Annotated in this window: 16 protein-coding genes and 1 tRNA gene; 10 read left to right on the top strand and 7 right to left on the bottom strand. The window is 64.6% G+C overall.

Annotation, left to right across the window (positions count from 1 at the left end; translation table 11 throughout):
- Positions 1-3: 3 nt before the first annotated feature.
- Positions 4-1497, top strand: coding sequence for an APC family permease (locus LK459_RS03200; RefSeq protein ID WP_227921777.1), 1494 nt, complete (start codon positions 4-6; stop codon positions 1495-1497).
- Positions 1498-1540: 43 nt separating this feature from the next.
- On the top strand, positions 1541-2278 hold the full coding sequence (locus LK459_RS03195; RefSeq protein WP_227921776.1) for an IclR family transcriptional regulator: 738 nt from the start codon (positions 1541-1543) through the stop codon (positions 2276-2278).
- A gap of 4 nt (positions 2279-2282) precedes the next feature.
- Here the strand turns inward: LK459_RS03195 and arsC are convergent, their stop codons facing one another.
- From arsC to glmU, 4 genes are read right to left on the bottom strand one after another with little or no spacing between them, the layout of a single operon-like run.
- Positions 2283-2657, bottom strand: a complete 375-nt coding sequence (gene arsC / locus LK459_RS03190; RefSeq protein ID WP_007241159.1) for an arsenate reductase (glutaredoxin) — start codon at positions 2655-2657, stop codon at positions 2283-2285.
- A gap of 10 nt (positions 2658-2667) precedes the next feature.
- On the bottom strand, positions 2668-3867 hold the full coding sequence (locus LK459_RS03185; RefSeq protein ID WP_227921774.1) for an MFS transporter: 1200 nt from the start codon (positions 3865-3867) through the stop codon (positions 2668-2670).
- Positions 3868-3892: 25 nt separating this feature from the next.
- Positions 3893-4870 (bottom strand): ribose-phosphate diphosphokinase, encoded by a 978-nt coding sequence (locus LK459_RS03180; protein WP_005175641.1) that lies wholly within the window; start codon positions 4868-4870, stop codon positions 3893-3895.
- 57 nt (positions 4871-4927) lie between these two features.
- The gene (gene glmU / locus LK459_RS03175) at positions 4928-6403 is read right to left on the bottom strand and encodes a bifunctional UDP-N-acetylglucosamine diphosphorylase/glucosamine-1-phosphate N-acetyltransferase GlmU (protein WP_227921772.1); all 1476 of its coding nucleotides are present in this window, start codon (positions 6401-6403) and stop codon (positions 4928-4930) included.
- 197 nt (positions 6404-6600) lie between these two features.
- Here glmU and fabG point away from each other — a divergent pair, with 197 nt between their 5' ends.
- The gene (gene fabG, locus LK459_RS03170; RefSeq protein ID WP_005175638.1) at positions 6601-7356 is read left to right on the top strand and encodes a 3-oxoacyl-ACP reductase FabG; all 756 of its coding nucleotides are present in this window, start codon (positions 6601-6603) and stop codon (positions 7354-7356) included.
- 226 nt (positions 7357-7582) lie between these two features.
- Positions 7583-7654, top strand: a tRNA-Gln gene (locus LK459_RS03165).
- Positions 7655-8441: 787 nt separating this feature from the next.
- Here LK459_RS03165 and LK459_RS03160 read toward each other — a convergent pair.
- Positions 8442-9668: a hypothetical protein gene (locus LK459_RS03160; RefSeq protein WP_227921770.1), complete on the bottom strand. Its 1227-nt coding sequence runs from the start codon at positions 9666-9668 to the stop codon at positions 8442-8444.
- 192 nt (positions 9669-9860) lie between these two features.
- On the opposite strand from LK459_RS03160, the gene LK459_RS03155 reads away from it, so the two are divergent.
- The 5 genes from LK459_RS03155 (at position 9861) to LK459_RS03135 (ending at position 16087) form a co-directional block, all read left to right on the top strand.
- Positions 9861-11327, top strand: coding sequence for a hypothetical protein (locus tag LK459_RS03155; protein WP_227921768.1), 1467 nt, complete (start codon positions 9861-9863; stop codon positions 11325-11327).
- 494 nt (positions 11328-11821) lie between these two features.
- Positions 11822-12313, top strand: coding sequence for a hypothetical protein (locus LK459_RS03150; RefSeq protein ID WP_227921766.1), 492 nt, complete (start codon positions 11822-11824; stop codon positions 12311-12313).
- A gap of 245 nt (positions 12314-12558) precedes the next feature.
- A complete protein-coding gene (locus LK459_RS03145; RefSeq protein ID WP_227921764.1) occupies positions 12559-12975 on the top strand; it encodes a hypothetical protein in 417 nt (138 codons plus the stop codon).
- Positions 12976-13280: 305 nt separating this feature from the next.
- A protein-coding gene (locus LK459_RS03140; RefSeq protein WP_373279128.1) for an IS3 family transposase occupies positions 13281-14425 on the top strand; the annotation gives its coding sequence in 2 pieces (ribosomal slippage) (positions 13281-13548 and positions 13548-14425; 1146 coding nt in all).
- Positions 14426-15298: 873 nt separating this feature from the next.
- A complete protein-coding gene (locus LK459_RS03135; RefSeq protein WP_227921763.1) occupies positions 15299-16087 on the top strand; it encodes an MFS transporter in 789 nt (262 codons plus the stop codon).
- Between the two features lie 15 nt (positions 16088-16102).
- Here the strand turns inward: LK459_RS03135 and LK459_RS03130 are convergent, their stop codons facing one another.
- Positions 16103-17482, bottom strand: a complete 1380-nt coding sequence (locus LK459_RS03130) for an aspartate aminotransferase family protein (RefSeq protein ID WP_227921762.1) — start codon at positions 17480-17482, stop codon at positions 16103-16105.
- A 33-nt stretch (positions 17483-17515) separates the two neighbouring features.
- The gene (locus LK459_RS03125; RefSeq protein WP_227921757.1) at positions 17516-19009 is read right to left on the bottom strand and encodes a CoA-acylating methylmalonate-semialdehyde dehydrogenase; all 1494 of its coding nucleotides are present in this window, start codon (positions 19007-19009) and stop codon (positions 17516-17518) included.
- Between the two features lie 158 nt (positions 19010-19167).
- Between LK459_RS03125 and LK459_RS03120 the strand changes: the two genes are divergently transcribed.
- A complete protein-coding gene (locus LK459_RS03120; RefSeq protein WP_227921755.1) occupies positions 19168-20757 on the top strand; it encodes a PucR family transcriptional regulator in 1590 nt (529 codons plus the stop codon).
- The last annotated feature ends 84 nt before the right edge of the window (positions 20758-20841 follow it).

Below are 20841 nucleotides of genomic sequence, written 5' to 3'. Positions count from 1 at the left end.
GCTATGCCGTCCACATCCTCAGCTGCCGTGTCGTCGGCGCCCGCCGCAGCGTCCCCATTGGTCGCCGACGAGTCGCCGGTGAGTGGATTGACGCGGCGTCAGCTTCCCTTCATACCCGTGTTCGCGCAGTCGGTGGCGGCCATCGCCCCCGCCGGGACGTCGGCGGTCACCCCGCTGTTCGTGATCGCTGCGATGAGCGGCGCGGGCGGTGTCATCTCGTTCGCGGTGGCGATGGTCGTCGTCATGATGATCTCGGCGTGTATCCGGCCCATGGCACAACGCCTCGCGGTCGTCGGTGGTCTCTACTCGTACGTGGCGCAGGGGCTCGGGTCGCGGGTTGCGCTCCCGACCGCGTGGTCGGCCGTCGTCGGATACGGCTCGGTGAGCATGGCGGGTCTGCTCGCAGTCGGCTTGTACCTCAACCACATTGCGGTCAGCGTCGGGGTGTCGACATCGGTGTGGCTCCCTGCCGTCTGTGCGATCGTGGTGGTCGCCGCGGCGCTCATGACAGTCCTGATGGTGCGCGGGATCAAGGTCTCGGCCACGGCGACACTCGTCATCGAGGTGGTCGCGGTGGTGATCCTGGTCGGATTGATGGTGTGGCTCGGGATCACCCATCATTCGGCCGATTGGTCGCAGGTGTTCGCCCCGCAGGTCGACGTCGGCTCGATGGGTCTGATGATCGTGGTCGCTGTCAGTGCGTTCGTCGGATTCGAGAGTGCGACAACGCTCTCCGCCGAAGCGCACCGGCCGTTCCGGAGCGTCCCGCGGACGCTGCGGTGGACGCCGATCGCCGCAGGGGTCATCTATCTGCTCGCTGTGACGACCCAGTCGCTCGCGATGTTCGACGCCCCGGCGGGCGTGCGCGAGAGTTCCACACCGCTGGCCGCACTGTTCCTATCCGACGGAACACGCGTCACGGCGGTGATCCTCGACATCGGAATCGCGACGTCGTTCTTCGCCTGCGCGCTCGCGTCGGTCAACGCGCTCGTGCGGGTGCTGTTCACATTGGGACGTGAACGCGTGGTCCCCGAGGCGTTCGGACGCACTCATCGCCGCTTCCACACGCCTGCCGTCGCGACGGTCTGGGCGATGGCGATCGTGACGCTCGGACCGCTCGTGTTCCTCTGGTGCGGCGGCAACCCGCAGGACGGCATCCGCGACTTCCTGACACTCAGCGCACTGGGCTACATGGGCAGTTACCTCACCGCGTGTCTCGCCTCTCCAGTGCTGCTCGGCCGAATCGGGGAACCCAGCAAGCGCATCATGGCGCTCGGTGTGGTCACGGCGGTCATCCTCGGAGTGTTGTTGGTGACCGCCTTCGGTACCGGCGTCGGGCACGGTCGGGTTCTCGGCGTCGTCTACGTCGCGTCGATGGTCGTGGTGACGGCGCTCGTGCTGTTCGTCTCGCGGCGTAGTCCTCGACTGCTCGCCGGTGTCGGTGTCTTCGATGCGACGACGAGCGCCGACATCCTCACCACGGCGACGCTGCGGTGAGCAGGGGAGGGAGTCGGTCGTCGAACCGGGGTGAGGGGGCGAGATGGCGATAGGTCGTGCGCCGAAATCGGATTCGGTGGTGCGCGCGCTGCAGATCATCGAGACCGTCGCAGACCTCGGCATCGGTACGACGGCCCGCGACATCGCCGAGCGCCTCGAACTCCCGTCCGCGAGCACCTACCGTCTGCTCAACAGCCTCGTCGCCGACGAGTTCCTCGTGCGGACAGCTGATTTGCGCGGGTTCGCGATCGGTACCCGTCTCGCCTCCTTCATCGACGGTGTCGCAACGCCGCCGGTTTCGGCTCGCGCGGCCGAGCGCCTGGACGACTTCCGGGGCTCGGTACGCTTCGCCGTCCACCTGCTCTACTTCCGGCCCGCCTCGGTGCGTGTCCTCGACGCCGATCCCGACCATCCACTCGACGGCGTCGGCGAGCTCATGCGCTATCTCCACGCGTCGGCCGCCGGCAAGCTCCTGCTGGCGTCGCTGTCGCAGTGGCGTGACGTGCTGGAGCTGCCCCTCGTCCCTGTCACGCCCGCAACGATCATCGATCCCGCCCGACTCGAAGAGCAGATCGTCGAGATACGACGCACCGACATCGCGGTCGACGACGGTGAACTCGTGGTGGCGCACGCCCATCTCGCCGTGCCGATCTACGACGTCGACGGTGCGGTCCGCGGTGCGGTGATGATCGGCGGGGTGTCGAGCAGGCTGGAGGCGATCTGCTCGCTCACCGACGCCGCGCGCGGGCTTGCGAATACCGTCGGACCGCTGCTGTTCTGAGCGGTCAGAGGATCTCGTCGAGCTTCTCGAGTGGTCGTGCGAGACGGGTTCCCTTGTCGGTCACCACGAACGGGCGCTCCACCAGGATCGGGTGCGCGACCATCTCGTCGAGCAGCTTCTCGTCCGACGCGGCGTCGAGCTCGAGTTCTTTGTAGAGCGCCTCGCGCTTGCGGGCGGCCTGACGGACGGTGATTCCGGCGTCGTCGAACAGCGTCTCCAATTGTGCGCGGGTGTACGGCTCGTCGAGGTACTTGACGATCGTCGGCTCGATGCCCTCGTCGCGCAGTCGTTGCAGGGCTTTGCGCGAAGTCGAGCACTTCGGGTTGTGGTAAATCGTCGCGGTCTCGGTGTTGCCAGTCGCCTCGCGCCCAGTGTTCATGGCGGCAACCTTACCCAGGCACTGCGGCCGGATCGTCGGGCCTCACGCGGGTGGGGAGGGTGAGTGCGACGGCAAGCGCGACCGTCGCGCACACGGCTCCGACGATGACCGGTGCGAGCGCGCCTCCGCGCTCGATCGCGAGGGCACCGAGCAGAGCCCCGACACCGATCGAGAAATTGAACGTCGTGGAGTACAGCGTCGTCGCCGATTCCCGGTAGGCGGGCGCAACGCGGAAGACCGTCGTCTGCAAGCCGATCGGTGCCGCAGCGTACCCCGCCGCCCACACGAGGAGGCCGACCAACGCGGCTGGCAGCCACAGACTGGCGACCGGGGTGACGATGAGTGCGCCCGCGAGAACCGCGATGATCGTCGCCAGCGACCACCGCACCGACGGCGTGCGGTTGAGGAAGGCACCCGCCGCGAAGTTGCCGGTCACCCCCGCCACACCCATCACGAGCAGGACGACGCCGACCAGCTCGGCGTCGATGCCGAGGATCTCCACGATGAACGGGGTGACGTAGGTGTAGGCGGCGTAGGCGCCGGTGATGACCAGTGCGGTGACGATGAGAGTCGTTCTGAGATTGCGCATCCGCAGCAATCGGGGGAGTCCGCGAAGCCCGATCGTCTCGCTGTCGCCGGGTACCGATCTCAGCAGTACGGCCAGTGCGGTCAGGGTCACCGCGCTCAATCCGGCGAGTGTCCAGTAGGCCGCACGCCAGCCGAAGGCCTGGCCGATGACGGTACCGACGGGCATGCCCAGCACCGACGCCAGCGAGACCCCGGAGAACGCGATGGTGGTTGCACGCACGGCGGCGCTCGGCGGCACCAGGCGTACCGCGGTCGCCGCGACGATCGCCCACATCAGTCCCAATGCCATGCCGATCGCCATCCGGACGACGACGAGCATCACGTAGTTGACCGCGAGTGCGGTGAGCGTGTTGCCGACGACGAAGGCAGCCATCACCGCGAGCAGGATCGGCCGACGGTCGAGCAGTCGCGTCGCGGTGGACAGCGTCGGTGCGCTCAGCGCTGCGACGAAGGCGAAGAATGTGACGGTCAGCCCGATACTGCCCTCGGAGACGCCGAGGTCGTCGGCCATCGGACGCAGCAACCCGATCGGCATGATCTCTGTGGTGGTGATGGTGAACACACCGAGACCAAGCGACACCACCGCCGCCCAGTCGCGACGGGCGGCGGTGGTCGTCAACATGGTTCGTTGATCGAGCTGGTCGAGATCAGGCGTTGCCGTCGAAAAGGCTTGTCACCGAGCCGTGTTCGAAGACCTCGCGGATGGTCTGCGCCAGCAGCGGGGCGATCGAGATCACTGTCAGCTTCTCGAAACGCTTCTCCTGCGGAATGGGCAGGGTGTCGGTGACGATCACCTCGTCGGCCTCGGAGTTGGCGAGGCGCTCGGCTGCGGGATCGGAGAAGACGGCGTGCGTGGTGGCGATGATGACGTCGCCCGCACCTGCTTCCTTCAGCTTCGAGACAGCGCCGACGATGGTGCCGCCGGTGTCGATCATGTCGTCGATGACCACACAGGTGCGTCCCTCGACCTCACCGACGACGCGGTGCGCGACGATCTGGTTGGCGACCATCGGGTCACGGGTCTTGTGGATGAACGCGACCGGCGCGCCGCCGAGAGCGTCCGACCACTTCTCGGCCACGCGCACACGACCCGAATCCGGCGACACGACGACGAGGTTGTCGATGCCGTACTTGCCGCGCACGTAGTCCGAGAGCTGCCCCTGAGCGTGCATGTGGTCGACGGGGCCGTCGAAGAAGCCCTGGATCTGGTCGGTGTGCAGGTCGACGGAGATGATGCGGTCGGCGCCTGCGGTCTTCATCAGGTCGGCGATCAGGCGGGCCGAGATCGGCTCACGGCCGCGGGCCTTCTTGTCCTGGCGTGCGTACGGATAGAACGGCAGGATCACGCTGATGCGCTTGGCCGATCCGCGCTTGAGGGCGTCGATCATGATCAGCGCCTCCATGACCCACTCGTTGAGCGGGGCGGGGCAGCTCTGGATCACGAAGGCGTCCGAACCGCGGACCGACTCCTCGTAGCGGACGAAGATCTCGCCGTTGGCGAAGTTCCGCGCGGTCTGCGGGGTCAGCGTGATGCCGAGTTCGTCGGCGACAGCCTGTGCCAGATCGGGGTGAGCGCGCCCCGAGAACAGCATCAGGTTCTTCTGGTTGTCCGTGGTCCAGGTCATGGAAACTCTTCTACTCGATCGTCGGCCGGTGGGTGGCTCCGCCGGTGGGTGGCGTGGCTAGGAGCCGGGCTGTTCGGGCCGGGTATCGGTCGCGCCCGCCTCGATCGCGGCGCGCGCGGCTGCCGTGTCGGGGCGTTTGCGGGGTACCCAACCGTCGATGTTGCGTTGTGGACCCGACGAGACCGCGAGGGCGCCGGGCGGGACATCGTCCCGAATGACCGTACCTGCCCCGGTATAGGCGCCGTCACCGACCTGCACCGGAGCGACGAACATGTTGTCCGAGCCCGTCCGACAATGCGACCCGATCACCGTCTGGTGCTTGTTGACGCCGTCGTAGTTGACGAAGACGCTAGACGCCCCGATGTTGGACTCCTCGCCGATCGTCGCGTCGCCGACATAGGTGAGGTGCGGGACTTTGCTACCTGCGCCGATGGAGGCCTTCTTGGTCTCGACGAAGGTGCCGATCTTGCCTCGCGCACCCAAGTCGGTGCCCGGGCGAAGGTAGGCGAACGGGCCGACGGACGCGTCGTCGCCGACGACCGCCTCGGAGCCGTGGGTACGGATCACCGACGCCCCGCGCCCGACCACGACGTCGGTGAGGGTGGTGTCGGGGCCGACTACGGCATCCTCGGCGATGCGGGTGCGACCGTGCAACTGGGTACCCGGTTCGATCCGGACGTCGGACTCGATCTCCACGTCGACGTCGATCCACGTGCTTGCCGGATCGATTACGGTGACGCCCGCGAGCTGGTGACGTCGGACGATCGTCGCGTTGAGGGCGGCGCCGAGTGCGGACAGTTGTGCACGGTCGTTGCAGCCCGCGACGACGAGCGGGTCGTCGACGATGTGCGCGCGGACGGTCTTGCCCGCCGTACGTGCGATCTCGATGACGTCGGTCAGGTAGAACTCACCCTGCGCGTTGTCGGTGGAGAGCTGTTGCAGGGCGGTTCGCAGCGCGTCGGCGTCGAAAGCGTAGATGCCCGCGTTGACCTCGGTGATCGCGCGCTGCGCGTCGGTCGCGTCCTTCTCCTCGACGATGGCCTGCACCGATCCGTCGTTGGTGCGGATGATGCGTCCGTAACCGGTCGGTTCGTCGGCGATGAACCCGGTCAGCGTGACTGCCGCACCCTCGCCTGCGGTGTGTGTGGCGACGAGATCCTCGATCGTCTGGCCGTCGAGGAGCGGGATGTCGGCGGCGGTGACGATCACGGTGCCGGCGAAGTCGTCGGGGAGTGCGGTCAGACCTGCACGCGCTGCATCGCCTGTCCCGGCGGGCGAATCCTGCACGGCCACAACGACCTCGGTGCCGAGCTCGTCGGCGATCTCGTTGACGGCCGCAGTGACGCGTTCGCGCTCGTGGCCCACGACGGCGACGAGACGATCAGGGGATGCGGCTGCCGCACCGTGCAGCACATGGCCGACGAGTGAGCGTCCGCCGATGGCGTGCAGGATCTTCGGGGTCTTGGACTTCATCCGAGTGCCCGCGCCTGCGGCGAGGACGATCACGGCTGTCGCTGCTGACTTCTCTGTCATATCCACCTCTTCCGAGGGTCGGGATCATGCGGCCGCATCCGCCTCAGACCACCGTCTCGACGCGCGACGGCCCGATACTACTGAGTAGCCCGCGCGTCGCTGACTTCGGTGCAGGTGGTGGAGGTGCCGCGTGTGTCGACTGATAGAACCGAAGGGACGCACGTCACAGTAGGCGCACACGTAATGAAGGAGTTCGGATGAGCGCGCAGAAGACAGCAATCGTGACCGGTTCGGGACGCGGCATCGGCGCGGCGGTGGCCAAGCGCCTCGCCGACGACGGTCTGGCCGTCGCCGTTCTCGACATCACCGAGGAGGCCGCCACCGAGACCGCGAAGGCCATCAACGATGCGGGCGGCAAGGCGATCGCCGTCGGGGCCGACGTATCCGACGAGGCGTCGGTCACCGCTGCCGTCGAGAAGGTGGCCGCCGAACTCGGCGCGCCGACCGTGCTGGTGAACAACGCGGGCATCCTGCGCGACAACCTGCTCTTCAAGATGAGCGTCGACGATTGGAACGCCGTCATGGGCGTGCACCTGCGCGGCGCGTTCCTGATGAGCCGCGCCTGCCAGAAGTACATGGTCGACGCCGGGTGGGGTCGCATCGTCAACCTGTCGTCGACGTCGGCTCTGGGCAACCGCGGTCAGGCCAACTACTCGGCCGCCAAAGCAGGCATGCAGGGCTTCACCAAGACGCTCGCCATCGAGCTCGGCAAGTTCGGCGTGACCGCCAACGCCATTGCGCCCGGTTTCATCGAGACCGACATGACCGCAGCCACCGCCGCCCGCGTCGGCATGGACTTCGAGGAGTTCAAGAAGCTCAACGCCTCGGCGATCCCTGTCGCCCGCACCGGCAAGCCCGAGGACATCGCGCACACCGCGTCGTTCTTCGTCTCCGAGGGCGCGGGCTTCGTCTCCGGCCAGGTCATCTACGTCGCCGGCGGCCCGAAGGACTGAGGGTCGGTCGGCCGCGGGCCGGTCTCGTCCCGCAAACGCGGGCCGTTCTGGAGAACGCGGCTGGTACACCAGCCGCGTCTGCCAGTTCGGCCCGCGTCTGCCAGGTCGTCCGGCGTCTGGCGTCGGGTCCGCGGCGCCGGTCGCGCGGCGTGTGCTGTGTGAGATCGTCGCGGCCACCCATGGCACAATCGTCAGCCGTGCCTGTGGCACACTTCTAGGCGAGTAATCCCCCATGGTGTAATCGGCAACACTTCTGATTTTGGTTCAGGCATTCCAGGTTCGAGTCCTGGTGGGGGAGCAACAGCAACGGGTTGTTTGCGGAACTGACGGCTCCATGTTTGCGGAACTTGCAGCGGCCGCCTTGCGCAATACGAAACCCGCCTGAACTGGACGTTCGGGCGGGTATGCGCTGCACTTGATTGGAATTTGCACTCGTTTGGCGGCTGGATGGTGCCAGTCCGCAACGCACTCTGCCGCCCCGCCGAGATGGCGGGACGGCAGGGAGCGAGGTTTAGCAGTGTGGCCCGTCGCAGGACGCCGAACCGTCGGTTTGGCGCCGCGCGTAGTCCGACAGTGTGTGCTTTCGCTTGCGGCCGTCGGTTGATCGGCCGCGCTGTTGCGGACTTCTTATCGGGGTTGTCGTGCGACGCCTGTCCGCGGAGGAAGCTGCGGATCTTGCTGATGTTGATCGCGGCAAGCATCAAAGCGACGAAGATCGTCTGCGCCGTGCGGCCTCGGACTCGACGGCGGCCTGGGGAGGCAAACGCCGCAGTTGCGTCGTTTTTGAGCAGACCGTTGAGGCCTTCGATTGTGTTCCGTGGTGAGTGGTAGAGCTTCCGCCACTCGGGCGTTTTGTAGGGGACCTTTTGCGCGTACTTGAGGCCGTGCTCTGGTCCGAAGAAGACCGACTCTTTGTTTGTGCATATTCGTGGTGGCACGTCTGGCACGTTTGTGGTCGGCGGTAAGATTGGCATTCCGAGACCTACCGTCCCAGATCGTGGCTTGAGTATGCAGCTCACTGTTGGTGCGGGACCTGCTGCGGGACAACGCATTGCCACGACACCATTGGCGTCAGGGCTCGACTTCTACTGAAGCTGGTAGCGGCGTCGCTCTTCGACACGAGTCATGTACACCGCTTCGCTAATCCTGTTGTCTAGAAAGTCGATTGAGGCATTGGCGAGCGCGTCGGGTAAGCACGGGCCGTATGCAACACCTTCGACATATACCGCACCGGCATGCTGTCCTTTGATGCCGAGCTGGTCCTTGCGGTAGTCGCTTACGATTGCGATACCGCGCGCCTTCAGGGGCCCTTGTAGCTTGGTGACGTCGGTGCTGGGCGCGTATGCGCGGTCCCCCACAAAAAGGGTCGGTCGGTGTCCTCGATCGATCATTGAATCGATTGCCGCCATGGCATTTTCGGCAGGGCGTGAGGCAGGTTTGTCGATCGACATTCCGACGGCCAGAAGTGGATGTGGACCAGCTTCACCGAGAGGGTTCGCAGCAACGGCGATGGTTGTCTCGTACGCCCATTCAGCCTTCCGTAGATCTTTGCCTGAAGGCTTTCCACCATTTGCTGTGATCCCTGACTCGCTGTGGTCCTCGGTGGTTCGTACGTACCATGCGGCGTCGTAGTCCGGCGTACACTTCGCCTTCGGACCCTTCTTCGCCTTGGCTGTTATCCCGCGTTTTCCCCACACGGGCATGGCCGTTGCATCTACGCAGATTGTGCCGTCCCACCTGTTCCAGGTTGAAGGTTCGACCAAGCGGACAGATGCCTCGATGAGTAGATTCGATACCACATGGAGGCGAGGCATCTTTCGATCGCTTTCCACCGAGGTTCTGGATGCTACAACCTTTTCGATCTCGCTATAGGGCAGGGGTCTGCGTGTGGGTCCTGGAAATGGATCGATTCTGTTTGAGAATCGCGAGAAGGCCCTGTTGATTGCCGCGTATGAGATGGTAGTCCGGTCGTCTCCGCGAACGCCAAGGATGACCAGGGATTTGTTGTTGAGCTCGTGCCGGAGGATGCGTTCGACGTGGGTGAGTAAGAGTGGGCGGTGAAGCACCGCGAGGAGCATCAACAAAATCAGGACCTGTCGAGTGGTGAAGGTTGCTGGCCGCCCGCCTCCGTGTTTGTCCTCCCGTTCTTCGGCCGCCCATCGGGCATCCCACTCGAGAACTCCTGAGTGGTCAACCATTATCGCGACGGCCTGGACTAAGTTAGCACTCAGAAAGGACTGCGCGGGAACATCATCAGGCTTCAGCTCGTAGTCTTCAGGCACTTTGTCGGACTCGTGTTCGTTGCTGAACATGAGAAACCGTGACAACCGAGCTACCTCGTCCTCGTGAGTGTTCCTGCCTTCGTCTGGGTCCTCGGGCTGCTCATTGTCGTCCCGCATCTCGCAGCATCGATCGATACGTGTTCGGATCGCTGAGAGGGACGAACGGGAGTAGCCGCTCAAGCCCGTCGAGTCCGATTGCCCCCGCAACCATAAGATTGGAGAATGCAACGATCTTGCGCGGATTTTGCGCCGACATGGGTCGCTGAGACCCTGTGTGAACCGTTCGGTGAGTTACCCGACCAGGGCGGTTCGTTCATCGTTCAGTTTGCGATCCAATGGGCCTGGATACTCATTGTCGTCGCGTTGGTCTGGATCGCGCTTGGTCTAACCTGGGAGCTCGCGTCCCAGCGCATTGGCGGTCGAATGCGCGCCCGTTCGGAACGCCGCGCGCAATCTGCTACGACTCTCAAGGACTTCAGGACCAACGCCGTTGTTACACGATTTTGGTCCGAGGCTTTGCGGCGTAGTCGATGGTGGACGGGCATCGGGTATGCCACAGGGGAAAAGGACCCCGACCATGCTCGTCGTCCCGTGCCTGTGGTGGTGAAAGGCGTCGTTGTTGGCGTGCTTTCTTTCTTGCTCGCCAGCCCGTTCGGTATTCTTACAGGGGTTCTCGCGTTGGGAATCGTCGTAACTCAACGCGGGGGGATTGGCATTGACCTGCTTGGCTGGCTCCAAGACCGTCCGCTCGCGCAGGTCTCGGTCGCGGTCGCCGCTGTCGGACTTGTTATAGCCGGTATCAGCCTTTTCGCCTCACGCACCTCCCCGCATACTCGCGGACTCGCGAAGTGGCGCACCGACAGGGCCGCCGAGGAGTTTGAACGCCTGGATCACCTACGCAAGGGTGCCGTCGAGATGGACGAGATTCTTGATGAAGGAATCAAGGATTGGTACCGCGTCTGCTTTCCGGGGTACGGCTTCCCGATGCATGACAGGACGAAGGGCTGGGCCAGTGCAAATGAAAAACTCTCGCGAACGAGGTTTCGTCGCGACTACGCGGCCATCGCGAAGATTGTGGCGAACGTGCCAGCCCCGTTCAGCTTCACTCGCGATGTTAGGCGATCGTTGCCGCGCGATGCATGGCTGTATTTGGTTGAGCTGGGGTTTGGCGACGAGCCGGGAGCGCTCATGATTCGATCGCGCTGGTCTTGTGAGGCTTACGTTCAAACAGGAATTGCCAACGCAAGGAGGGACAGTTTGTATTCGCTTGCAGAGAGGATTGCTGACGAGGCTCGACGCTTGCGGGAAATCGCGGGGTCTGCGTCGGCAGGGTCACATCTCGCCGAAGAGGTCAACTCCATTGCGACGATTCTTGCGCGAGTGACGCGCCAGATGTCGCCTCTAGATCGATCGGTCGCGCTGAGCCCGTTGAGGCGCGAGACCGACGATGCGATTAGTACTTTGCACGGCATGCAGGACGTCGATCCCGCAGACTACGAAGTCCTACTCGATTGGTGCCTCGGGGTTAGAGATCTGGTCGACGCCTTGGAGCTTCTCGACGGCGGCATCCGGACTTCGATGAGCTCGCTATGCGAGCTCCAGCTAATCGCGGAGGCATGCCATCGATCACTACAACAGCATCTGTGGCCCGAGAGCAAGCTCCAGCGACTCCGCGCGCGACTGAGCTAGGTGTAGCTCTGTGAAGACATAGGTTCGGCACCACCCGCAACCTCGCTGCTTTCACACGACGTCGACAGGCTGTCGCTGTCCTTGCATGGGGTCTTGCGCGTTCAGCAGCTCTGCCTGAGGTTTGAACAAGAACCGAGATTTGCGTGAATAAATCCAGGGCGGTTCACTGCGTGCCCGACGGACCCACAAGTGTCGGGCTGCTTCTCAACACAAAAACCGCCGACCCATGGGCCGAGGATGTCTTCGGCGCCGAGCCCAACAACGACAACAGCCGCGCACCGGCTCGCGCTGTGAGGCTTCTGCGGTTGTGAGGTGTGACGGCGAATCTCAACCACCATCGTGTCGCCTCGACGACGCCGAGCACGCCGGGGTGGACGATTACTCGCTGAGTGGGCCCCGCGTGCGACGTAGCATCTCCAGCCGTGGCGGAAATTGGATCACTCAGAGGTATCGACCTTCACGGGATTGCGGGAGCAGTCTTCCAGTGTCGGGTCGTGCGCGCGAGCGAGGGCAACAGCATGCGGACGGTGTCGCTGGACGGATGGACAACCACGGTGACCGGTGGGGGGGATCTCGTCACGACGTTCACCGAGTCGCCGGTCCCGATTGATGACGTCGAGGAGATGGCTCGACGCCGAACCAACGAAGCGGTCGACTACTTGTGCGCCGTCCAGTTCCTGGATGCGCTGCTGTCCAAGGCCGACAGCGATTTCATCATCTGGGGTACGGACCCGAACTCGGGGTCGGTGGCTCTGCGGGTTTCGGTAATCGCGAGCGGCTCATTTGAGTTCAGCGCCGAGGTGCGAATGTTCGACGAGAACGGCGTTGCGATCTTCCAACCGCGCCCGGCACCGAGACCGCACGCGGCGATGCGATTTGTCCGGATTGCGCGAACTGCGAACTCGCGCCTCGACGCCTACCGTAACCTGTGTTTAGCACTGGAGTCCTTGCTCCACAAGCTGCACCCCCACGTCCGTAAGGGGTAGGAAGCCAAGGCGAAGGTGCGTGGTTCAGGGACGCTCTCGCAGTCGCCGACCAGCAAGCCTCGATTAGTCAGCTCGCACCCGCCGGCGAGTCGGAGCCTGTCTAATGGATATACGACTATCTTTACCGCGAGTTTCGCTCTGGCCTGATGCACGCGAAGGGCGATTCCCATATGCCGGGCGATAGTTACCGGCAGTCTGAGTTCGAGGAACTGTTCGTCAACTTGTGGCGGTAAGTCGCGGCGCTGATGCAGGCCGTGCTCGATACCCCTAGCCGGGGTTCACTCACAACAGCCGCGATATGGACGGGGTTCGGTGAGAAGTACTTCGATAATGTCCGCGCAGCAGTCACGAACGACGCCGATGCGTACACGAATCCGGAAGTGTTTGCGCCAAGCGGGGGTACCGTCGTTCGGCTCCCCATGGGGGAACTGACTCACCCAAGTCGCGGGGTCATCCTCTGCCTTTCTGGGTGCCCGGCCGACGAGGTGCGCGCGCTCGGGGCGCTCACCGGAATAGGGACCGTCAATACTGATGGCTCTCCGCTGACCGCGTCGGCGCTCCCCACGCCGCTGATCGTCGGAGACTCGGTGGAGACTTTTCAGGTTCAGACCGGCTTCCGACACGCAAACGAGGGCGGAATCAACACCCGGTTCGACTGCTGACAGCGCTGTTCCCAGCCGCACCCCTCCCCATCCGCCGTGCGCAGCCGCGCGGGCGGTTCCTGTTGGGCTAACCGTCGTACTCCGCCGCCTGGCCATCCTGGGCTGTTAAGTGGACGGCCGACGATTGCGCCTGGCGAAGAACTGGTTCCAGCGCACGGTAATGCACGGAGTCGGCGACGGGTATTAGCACGCTGTCAGCAGTGAGTCACGGCGGGGAGAAGAGTGGCGTGTCCCCCGTGAGCCGGTCCGGGTTGTTTTAGAGTCCTGATTGCCCTGATGAGGGCGGAGAAGGGACGATGAAGAACATGGCAGGACGCAAGCGTCACTCGGCGGAGGACATCGTGCGCAAATTGCGCCGGGCCGATGAGTTGGCCGCGGAAGGCAAGACCGGCGAGGAGATCGCTGCCGATCTCGAGGTGTCGGCGGCCACGTTGTACAACTGGCGCCGCCAGTACGGCGGTATGGACGGCGACGCCGCGAAGGAACTCAAAGAGCTGCGCGAGCAGAACAGCCGACTCAAGCGGCTGCTCGCCGATGCCGAGCTCGAGAAAGACGCGCTGCGGGAGATCGCCAAGGGAAAATTCTGAGCCCGACCGCCAAACGCGCCGCCATCGACATGCTCAAGGACGTCAAGAACATGTCAGAACGCATGGCGTGCAAGGTAGTTGGGCTTTCCCGTTCCGCCTATCGACGGCTGCCGCAAGCGCACACCCCGGCCGACCCCGACGCCGCACTGCGCGAGCAGCTACGCACGTATGCCCGCAAGAACCCCCGGCACGGGTTCCGGCGCGCGTGGGCACACCTGCGCTTCGACGACGGCATCGAGATCAACAAGAAGAAAGTGCATCGGTTGTGGAAAGAAGAGGGCCTGCAAGTGCGGCGCGCTCGGCGCCGCAAACGCGCCGGCCAGTCATCGGTCCCGGTCGTTGTCGCGGACGCACCGAAAGTGGTGTGGGCATTGGACTTTCAGTTCGATTCCACCGTGGATGGGAAGAAGATCAAGATCGCGTCCATGGTTGACGAACACACCCGGATGTCGTTGCTGAACATCGTGGACCGCTCGATTCCGGCTGAGCGGTTGATCGAGGAGTTGGAGAAGACGTTCGCGATCTGGGGTGGCCCGCCGATGGTGCTGCGCATGGACAACGGCCCTGAGTTCATCTCAGAAGCCCTGCAGGCGTTCTGTGCAGGGTCGGTCGGGATCTCCTACATTCCGCCCGGCACACCGTGGAACAACGGGTTCATCGAGTCGTTCAACAACCGGTTGCGCGACGAGTGTTTGAACCGCAACTGCTGGCCCACACTGATCGAGGCCCGCGTGGTCATCGACGACTTCAAAGACGACCACAACCACCGACACCGGCACTCAGCGCTGGGCTACCAAACGCCGGCCGAGTACGCTGCCGGATGCACCCACCAACATCACCCCGTGGGCTGCGAGATCGACTGACGATCACAACAAGGAACTGGCTCTAGAACTGCCTGGACCGGTTATCGGGGACCTGCCAAGAGCCGGAACCAATCTGGCGCGGTCGACTCCTTGCGGTCGAAGACGTCCGCGTAGTCGTTTGCCTCGATCGACAGAGCCGCGATTTGACAGAGCCACCGCGAGTACGGCCCTCGAGGTTGGCTGTCTGCGTGCGAATCAAGCTCGCCCATGCGCCCGCCTGCGTTCGATCTCTTGACCTGGGCTTTAGATAAGAATTGTTAGATGTATGGACAACGTTGTGGGGAATAGACGCCGTTGTGCCTGTTAGAAGAGTTTCGCAAACACCCCGCAACGATGACCGTCCCAACGGGAACGTTGCACGTCCTCTGATCGCCGTCGCTGTTCACTCCGCTCGAATCACCTCGTTCAGTCGACGCCGTGGCGATTTCGAGGCATCGCGCGCGGGATATCCGAGGCGAAACGAGACGAGGTGCCCGCCGCGACGATCCCACGCACCCCTTTCTCTGACTTTCCAGGACGACCACAGCTCGTACGGCGAACCCTCGCCCGCGTCGAAGGCGCCGTTGCCAGGGCGCGGATCGTGACCACACCACTTACAGCGACGATGTCCAACGCGCCGATTCATATTCCCTTGAGCACCGCTCGTCTATTCGGTTGCCAGGAAGCGTCTTTCGACGATGCGGTCGCGGCGTGAGTGACTTCCTGCGGGAAGGGGGAGTCCGAGGCTCTTCGTCCCTGAATGTCGCGGGGCCCGTGGTCATGGGTGCTCACTGGTTGCGGTTGCGATACGTCACGCTCGGCGAGGCGAATCGCAACCGGAATGCAGCTCAACGACGAGGTTGGGGAGCTTCTTTGATCCGTAAACTCGGACATATGACTCCCGACGTCCGACAGTCCTCCCAGATCTCGACACCCGCCGCGTGGGCTGTCCTGATTCTGTCCATCACGCAAGCGGTGGCGGTGTTCGTCCCGCTCGCACTCTTCGACGGCCAGCCCAACGACGACGGCGTCGACTTGTTCATCAGTCCCGCCGGCTATGCGTTCGCGATCTGGAGCGTCATCTATGTGCTGGCGATCATCACCGGTGTCGTCTTCGTTCGCGAACGGCAGTCCGGTACACAGTTCGGGCAACGCCTCGCCGTCGACCTCGCCATCGCATGCGGTGCAGCCACGCTCTGGCTGATCGTGTCGGCGGCGTCGATCGACTGGCTGCCGTCGATCCTGCTCACGGTCATGGCGATCGTGCTTCTCGACGCCGCGCGTATCGCGGCAATGCCGGTCGACGAATCCTCGTCGACCACAACGCTTGTACGCATCACGATCGGCATCTACGCGGGGTGGGCGACGGCCGCGGTGTTCGTCAACTGGGCGTCCGACATCGCGCGCAGCGGTATCGCCGACGAGTCGTCGGTCGGGTGGCAACTCGTCGTGCTGATCCTTGCCGCGCTCGTCGGGATCGCGGTCACCTATCTGTACGGCGCCGCGCTGCCCGCACTCCCGATCACCCTGGCGTGGGCCTTGGTCGCCATCGTGGTGAACGCGTGGTCGTCGTCGACTCCGGTCGTGGTGATCGGCGTGGTCGGTATCCTCGCGCTCGTACTCGCGTACGTGGCGTCGAGGCGACGCAACGCCTCGACGCCCGCGGTCGCGCTCACGAACTGACGCCGACCTCGGCGCTCACAGCGATCGGTCGGCCACCTCCAGGGCGGCGTCGAGGATGGCGAGCCCTTCGCGCGCCTCGTCGTCGGTGACGATGCACGGCGGGACGACGTGGATGCGATTGAAGTTGGCGAACGGGAGCATTCCGCGCTTCTTGCAGTCGCCGATCACCGCGTTCATGGCGTCGCTGCTGCCGCCGTAGGGCGCGAGCGGCTCACGGGTTTCCTTGTCGCGCACCAGCTCGACGGCCCAGAACACCCCGGTGCCGCGCACCTCGCCGACGCTGGGGTGACGCTCGGCGATCCGGGCGAGCTCGGGCCCGATGACCTCGGCGCCGACGCGTGCGGCGTTCTCGACCATGCCCTCGTCGGCCATGGCGTTGATCGTGGCGACCGCTGCTGCGGTGGCCAGCGGGTGGCCCGAGTAGGTCAACCCGCCCGGGTAGGCCCGCTCGGCGAACGTGTCGGCGATCTCGGGGCTGATCGCGACGCCCCCGAGCGGGACGTAGCCGGAGTTGACGCCCTTGGCGAACGTCATGAGGTCGGGCACGACGGGACCCTGCTCGTCGTCGCCGTGTTCGATGGCGAACCACTTGCCCGACCGCCCGAAACCGGCCATGACCTCGTCGGCGATGAACACGATGCCGTACCGGTCGCAGATCTCGCGCACGCCGCGCAGGTAGCCGGGTGGCGGGACCATGATCCCTGCGGTGCCGGGGATCGACTCGAGGATGATCGCCGCGATCTGCGACGGACCCTCCATGCGGATGGTCTCCTCGAGATGGTCGAGCGCGCGCTCGCACTCCTGCGCTTCGGTGGTGGCGTGGAAGCGTGACCGGTACAGGAACGGTCCGAAGAAGTGGACGACGCCCGCATCGCCGTAATCGTTGGGCCAGCGCCGAGGATCGCCGGTCAGGTTCACCGCGGTGTCGGTGCCACCGTGATAGGAACGATAGCGCGACAACACTTTCCGACGACCCGTGTGCAATCGCGCCATACGCACCGCGTGCTCGACGGCGTCGGCACCGCCATTGGTGAAGAAGACCTTGTCCAGCTCGCCCGGGGTGCGTTCGGCGATCAGTCGCGCAGCTTCCGAGCGGGCGTCGTTGACGTGTGCCGGGGCTACCGTGCACAGCTTCGCGGCCTGCTCGGCGATGGCTGCGACGACCTTCGGGTGCTGGTGGCCGATGTTGGTGTTGACCATCTGCGAGGAGAAGTCGAGCAGTCGGTTGCCCTCGCCGTCATAGACGTAGCAACCCTCGCTGGCGGTGATCGTCATCGGGGTGAGCTTCGCCTGCGCCGACCACGAATGGAAGACGTGCTTGCGATCGAGCTCGTACGCCCGCTTGGCAGCATCGAGATCGATGGCGGGGCTGGTTCGCTCAGATTGAATGGTCATGTGCAGCAATCCGTTTCGAAGGTCGTTGGGTGCTCAGGCGTTCTGGGGGAAGCCGAGGTTCAACCCTCCGTGGCTTGGGTCGAGCCAGCGGGTGGTGATGGCTTTGGTGCGTGTGAAGAAGTGTATTCCCTCGGAGCCGTGGGCGTGGCTGTCGCCGAACAGCGACGCCTTCCAGCCTCCGAAGCTGTAGTAGGCCATGGGGACGGGAATGGGGACGTTGATGCCGACCATGCCGACCTCGACCTCGTTGCCGAAGCGTCGGGCGGCGCCGCCGTCGTTGGTGAAGATCGCGGTGCCGTTGCCGTAGGGGTTGTCGTTGATCAGCGCGAGAGCCTGGTCGTAGGACTCGACGCGCACCACCGACAGGACGGGGCCGAAGATCTCGTCGGTGTAGATGGACATGTCCGGGGTGACATGGTCGAAGAGAGTGGGCCCCAGCCAGAAGCCATCGGCCCCACCATCGGCGTCGACGTCGCGGCCGTCGAGAACGACGGTGGCGCCGGCCTTTTCACCGGCGTCGACGTAGCCCGCGACCTTGTCGCGGTGGGCTTTGGTGACCAACGGTCCCATGTCGGAGTTGCGGGTGCCGTCGCCGGTGACGATCGTCCGGGCACGCTCGGTGATCTTGGCGACCAACTCGTCGGCGATGTCGCCGACTGCCACGGCCACCGAGATCGCCATGCAGCGCTCACCGGCAGAACCGAATCCGGCGTTGACCATGGCGTCCGCGGCGAGATCGAGGTCGGCGTCGGGCAGGATGATCGCGTGGTTCTTCGCGCCGCCGAGAGCTTGGACGCGTTTGCCCGCCGCGGTGGCCGTGGCGTAGACGTACTGGGCGATCGGGGTGGACCCGACGAAGCTGATCGCCTTGATGGCCTTGTTGGTCAGCAGTTCGTCGACGGCGGTCTTGTCGCCCTGGAGCACATTGAACACGCCGTCGGGAAGCCCGGCTTCCTTCCACAGTTCGGCAAGCCAGATCGACGCCGACGGGTCCTTTTCGCTGGGCTTGACCACCACGGTGTTTCCTGCAGCGATGGCGATGGGGAAGAACCACATCGGGACCATGGCGGGGAAGTTGAACGGCGAGATGATGCCGACCGGTCCGAGTGGTTGGTGTACCGAGTGGATATCGACGTTGGTCGAGGCGTTCTCGGTATAGCCACCCTTGAGCAGATGCGGGATACCGCAAGCGAATTCGACGACCTCCTGCCCGCGGCTGATCTCACCGAGGGCGTCGGAGAGCACCTTGCCGTGCTCGGCGGTGATGATCGCCGCCAACTCCTGCTTGCGCTCGTTGAGCAGTTCACGGAATCGGAACAGCACCGCCGTGCGCTTGGCCAACGACGTATCGCGCCACGCGGGGAACGCGTCGGCCGCGGCGGCGATGACGGTGCGCGCATCTGCGTCGGACGCCAGCGCGACCTCTGCGGTCACGATGCCGGTTGCCGGATTGGTGACCGGGGCGGTCGCCGTCGAATCCCCGGCGAACGCTTTGCCGTCACACCAGTGCTGCACGATTTGGGCCATGTCGTCTCCTCCACGCGGAAGTCGGTCCTCGGGTGAACCGAGGCAGAGTGCTCTCGGCTTCCAGTGTCGGGCATCTTCGACCAGTTGGCGCGCTACACTCTGTCAGTGATCGACGCGATTGACTTACAGTTCGTAATCATCGATGATGCGGGCTCGCGGTGGGCCTGACGGTGGGCGACGTCGTGGCACTCCCGGTGATCCAGGCGGGTGCCCCCGACGTGCTGAGCGGAGTCGGTATGGCGCGGACGGTTCGGTGGGTGCACGTCAGTGACGTCAGCGACGTGGGGCGTCTCCTCGAGGGTGGCGAACTCGTCCTCACCACCGGGGATGCTCTTCGCCGAGCACCCCGCACCTACCTCCAGGGGCTGGCAAGCGCAGGCGCGATCGGGGTGATCGCGGAGTTCGACGCAGAGTCTCCGGTGTCGAGCGAGATCGGCTCTTGCGCTTCGCAGTTGGGGCTCGCGGCCGTCGCACTGCACAGGGAGATCAAGTTCGTCGAGGTGACCGAGCAGGTGCATCGCAGCATCGTCGCGGAGCAGTACGCGGAGGTCGAGTTCGCGCACCGCACCCACGAGACCTTCACCCAACTCACCATGCGGCGCGCGTCGGCTGCCGAGATCACCGACAGCGCTGCGGCCCTCCTCGATTCGCCGGTGGTGCTGGAGAACCTCTCTCACCACGCGGTCGCATCCGCGGGCGCTCCCGCGGCATCGCTGCTGAGGGACTGGGAACGGCGCTCCCGTCTGCATGCGTCGGGTTCCGGTGGGCCGTCTGAGCCGTGGACAACTGTCGACGTGGGGCGAGGTGCCGACCAGTGGGCCCGTCTGATCGTCCCGGAACCACATGCCGACCGCCGTCGGATCGACATGGTGCTCGAACGTGCTGCTCAGGCGCTCGTCATGCACCGCATGGCCGAGCAGGGCCGCGCAGACCTCGAACGTCAGGCGCAAGCGGGACTCATCGACGACGTGCTACAGGAACGCATCCGCGACGACACCGAGGTACAGGCACGCGCTTTCGCGCTCGGACTGCGCGAATCAGTCGAGTACGTCGCGCTTTCGGTGCGAGTTCCGAGATGGCCCGTCGACGACGACCCTGTCGACACGCGTCGTCGGACCGGGCAACTGCTCGACGTGGTGGTGCGGGCAGTGGGCGCCGAGGGGCACAGCGCTGTGTTCGCGGTGCGCGACGACGGCGAGCTCCTCGTTGTGCTCTCTGCGCCGACAGTGCGCGGCCGGTCGCGGAACCAGTCGCTGACCAGGCTGGCGTCGACGATACGTCGAGACATCGAACGAACCATGGGTCACGGTGGTGCCGTAGTCGGTGTCGGTGGATCCTCGCGACAGGTCGCGTCGACGATCCACTTGCTGCCGCAGGCGTCACAGGCGGCCGAGGTTGCTTCCGGGATGCCGGTGTCCGAGCGAATTGTGTTCGACGTCAACGACATCGGCATCCGAGGCCTCATCTCGCTGCTCCACGACGATCCGCGACTGCACCGATTCGCCGAGTCGCAATTGCGTGAGCTCGTCCTCGACGACATCACGACCGGCAACGGCCTCGTCGACGTCCTACGCGGCTACGTACGGTTCGTCGGCAACAAGTCGGCGCTGGCCGCATACCTGCACATGAGCCGACCGTCGTTGTACGCGAAGCTCTCTCGCATCGAAGAGATCCTCGGGGTCGACTTGTCCGACGGCGAGACGGTCACCTCGCTACACGTCGCGCTGCTGACAACCGAACGCCGTTGACAGCGCTGACGATTCGATTAGCCGGGTGAACTATTCGGACCGTGGTCCGTTTTGCAACGGAGTTTTGTCCGAATTTTCAGGGAA

Origin of the sequence: Gordonia otitidis, from assembly GCF_020735545.1 — a bacterium.
Taxonomy (GTDB): domain Bacteria; phylum Actinomycetota; class Actinomycetes; order Mycobacteriales; family Mycobacteriaceae; genus Gordonia; species Gordonia otitidis.
Note: the sequence above shows the minus strand (reverse complement) of the source record. Positions and strands in the feature narration are given on the sequence as shown.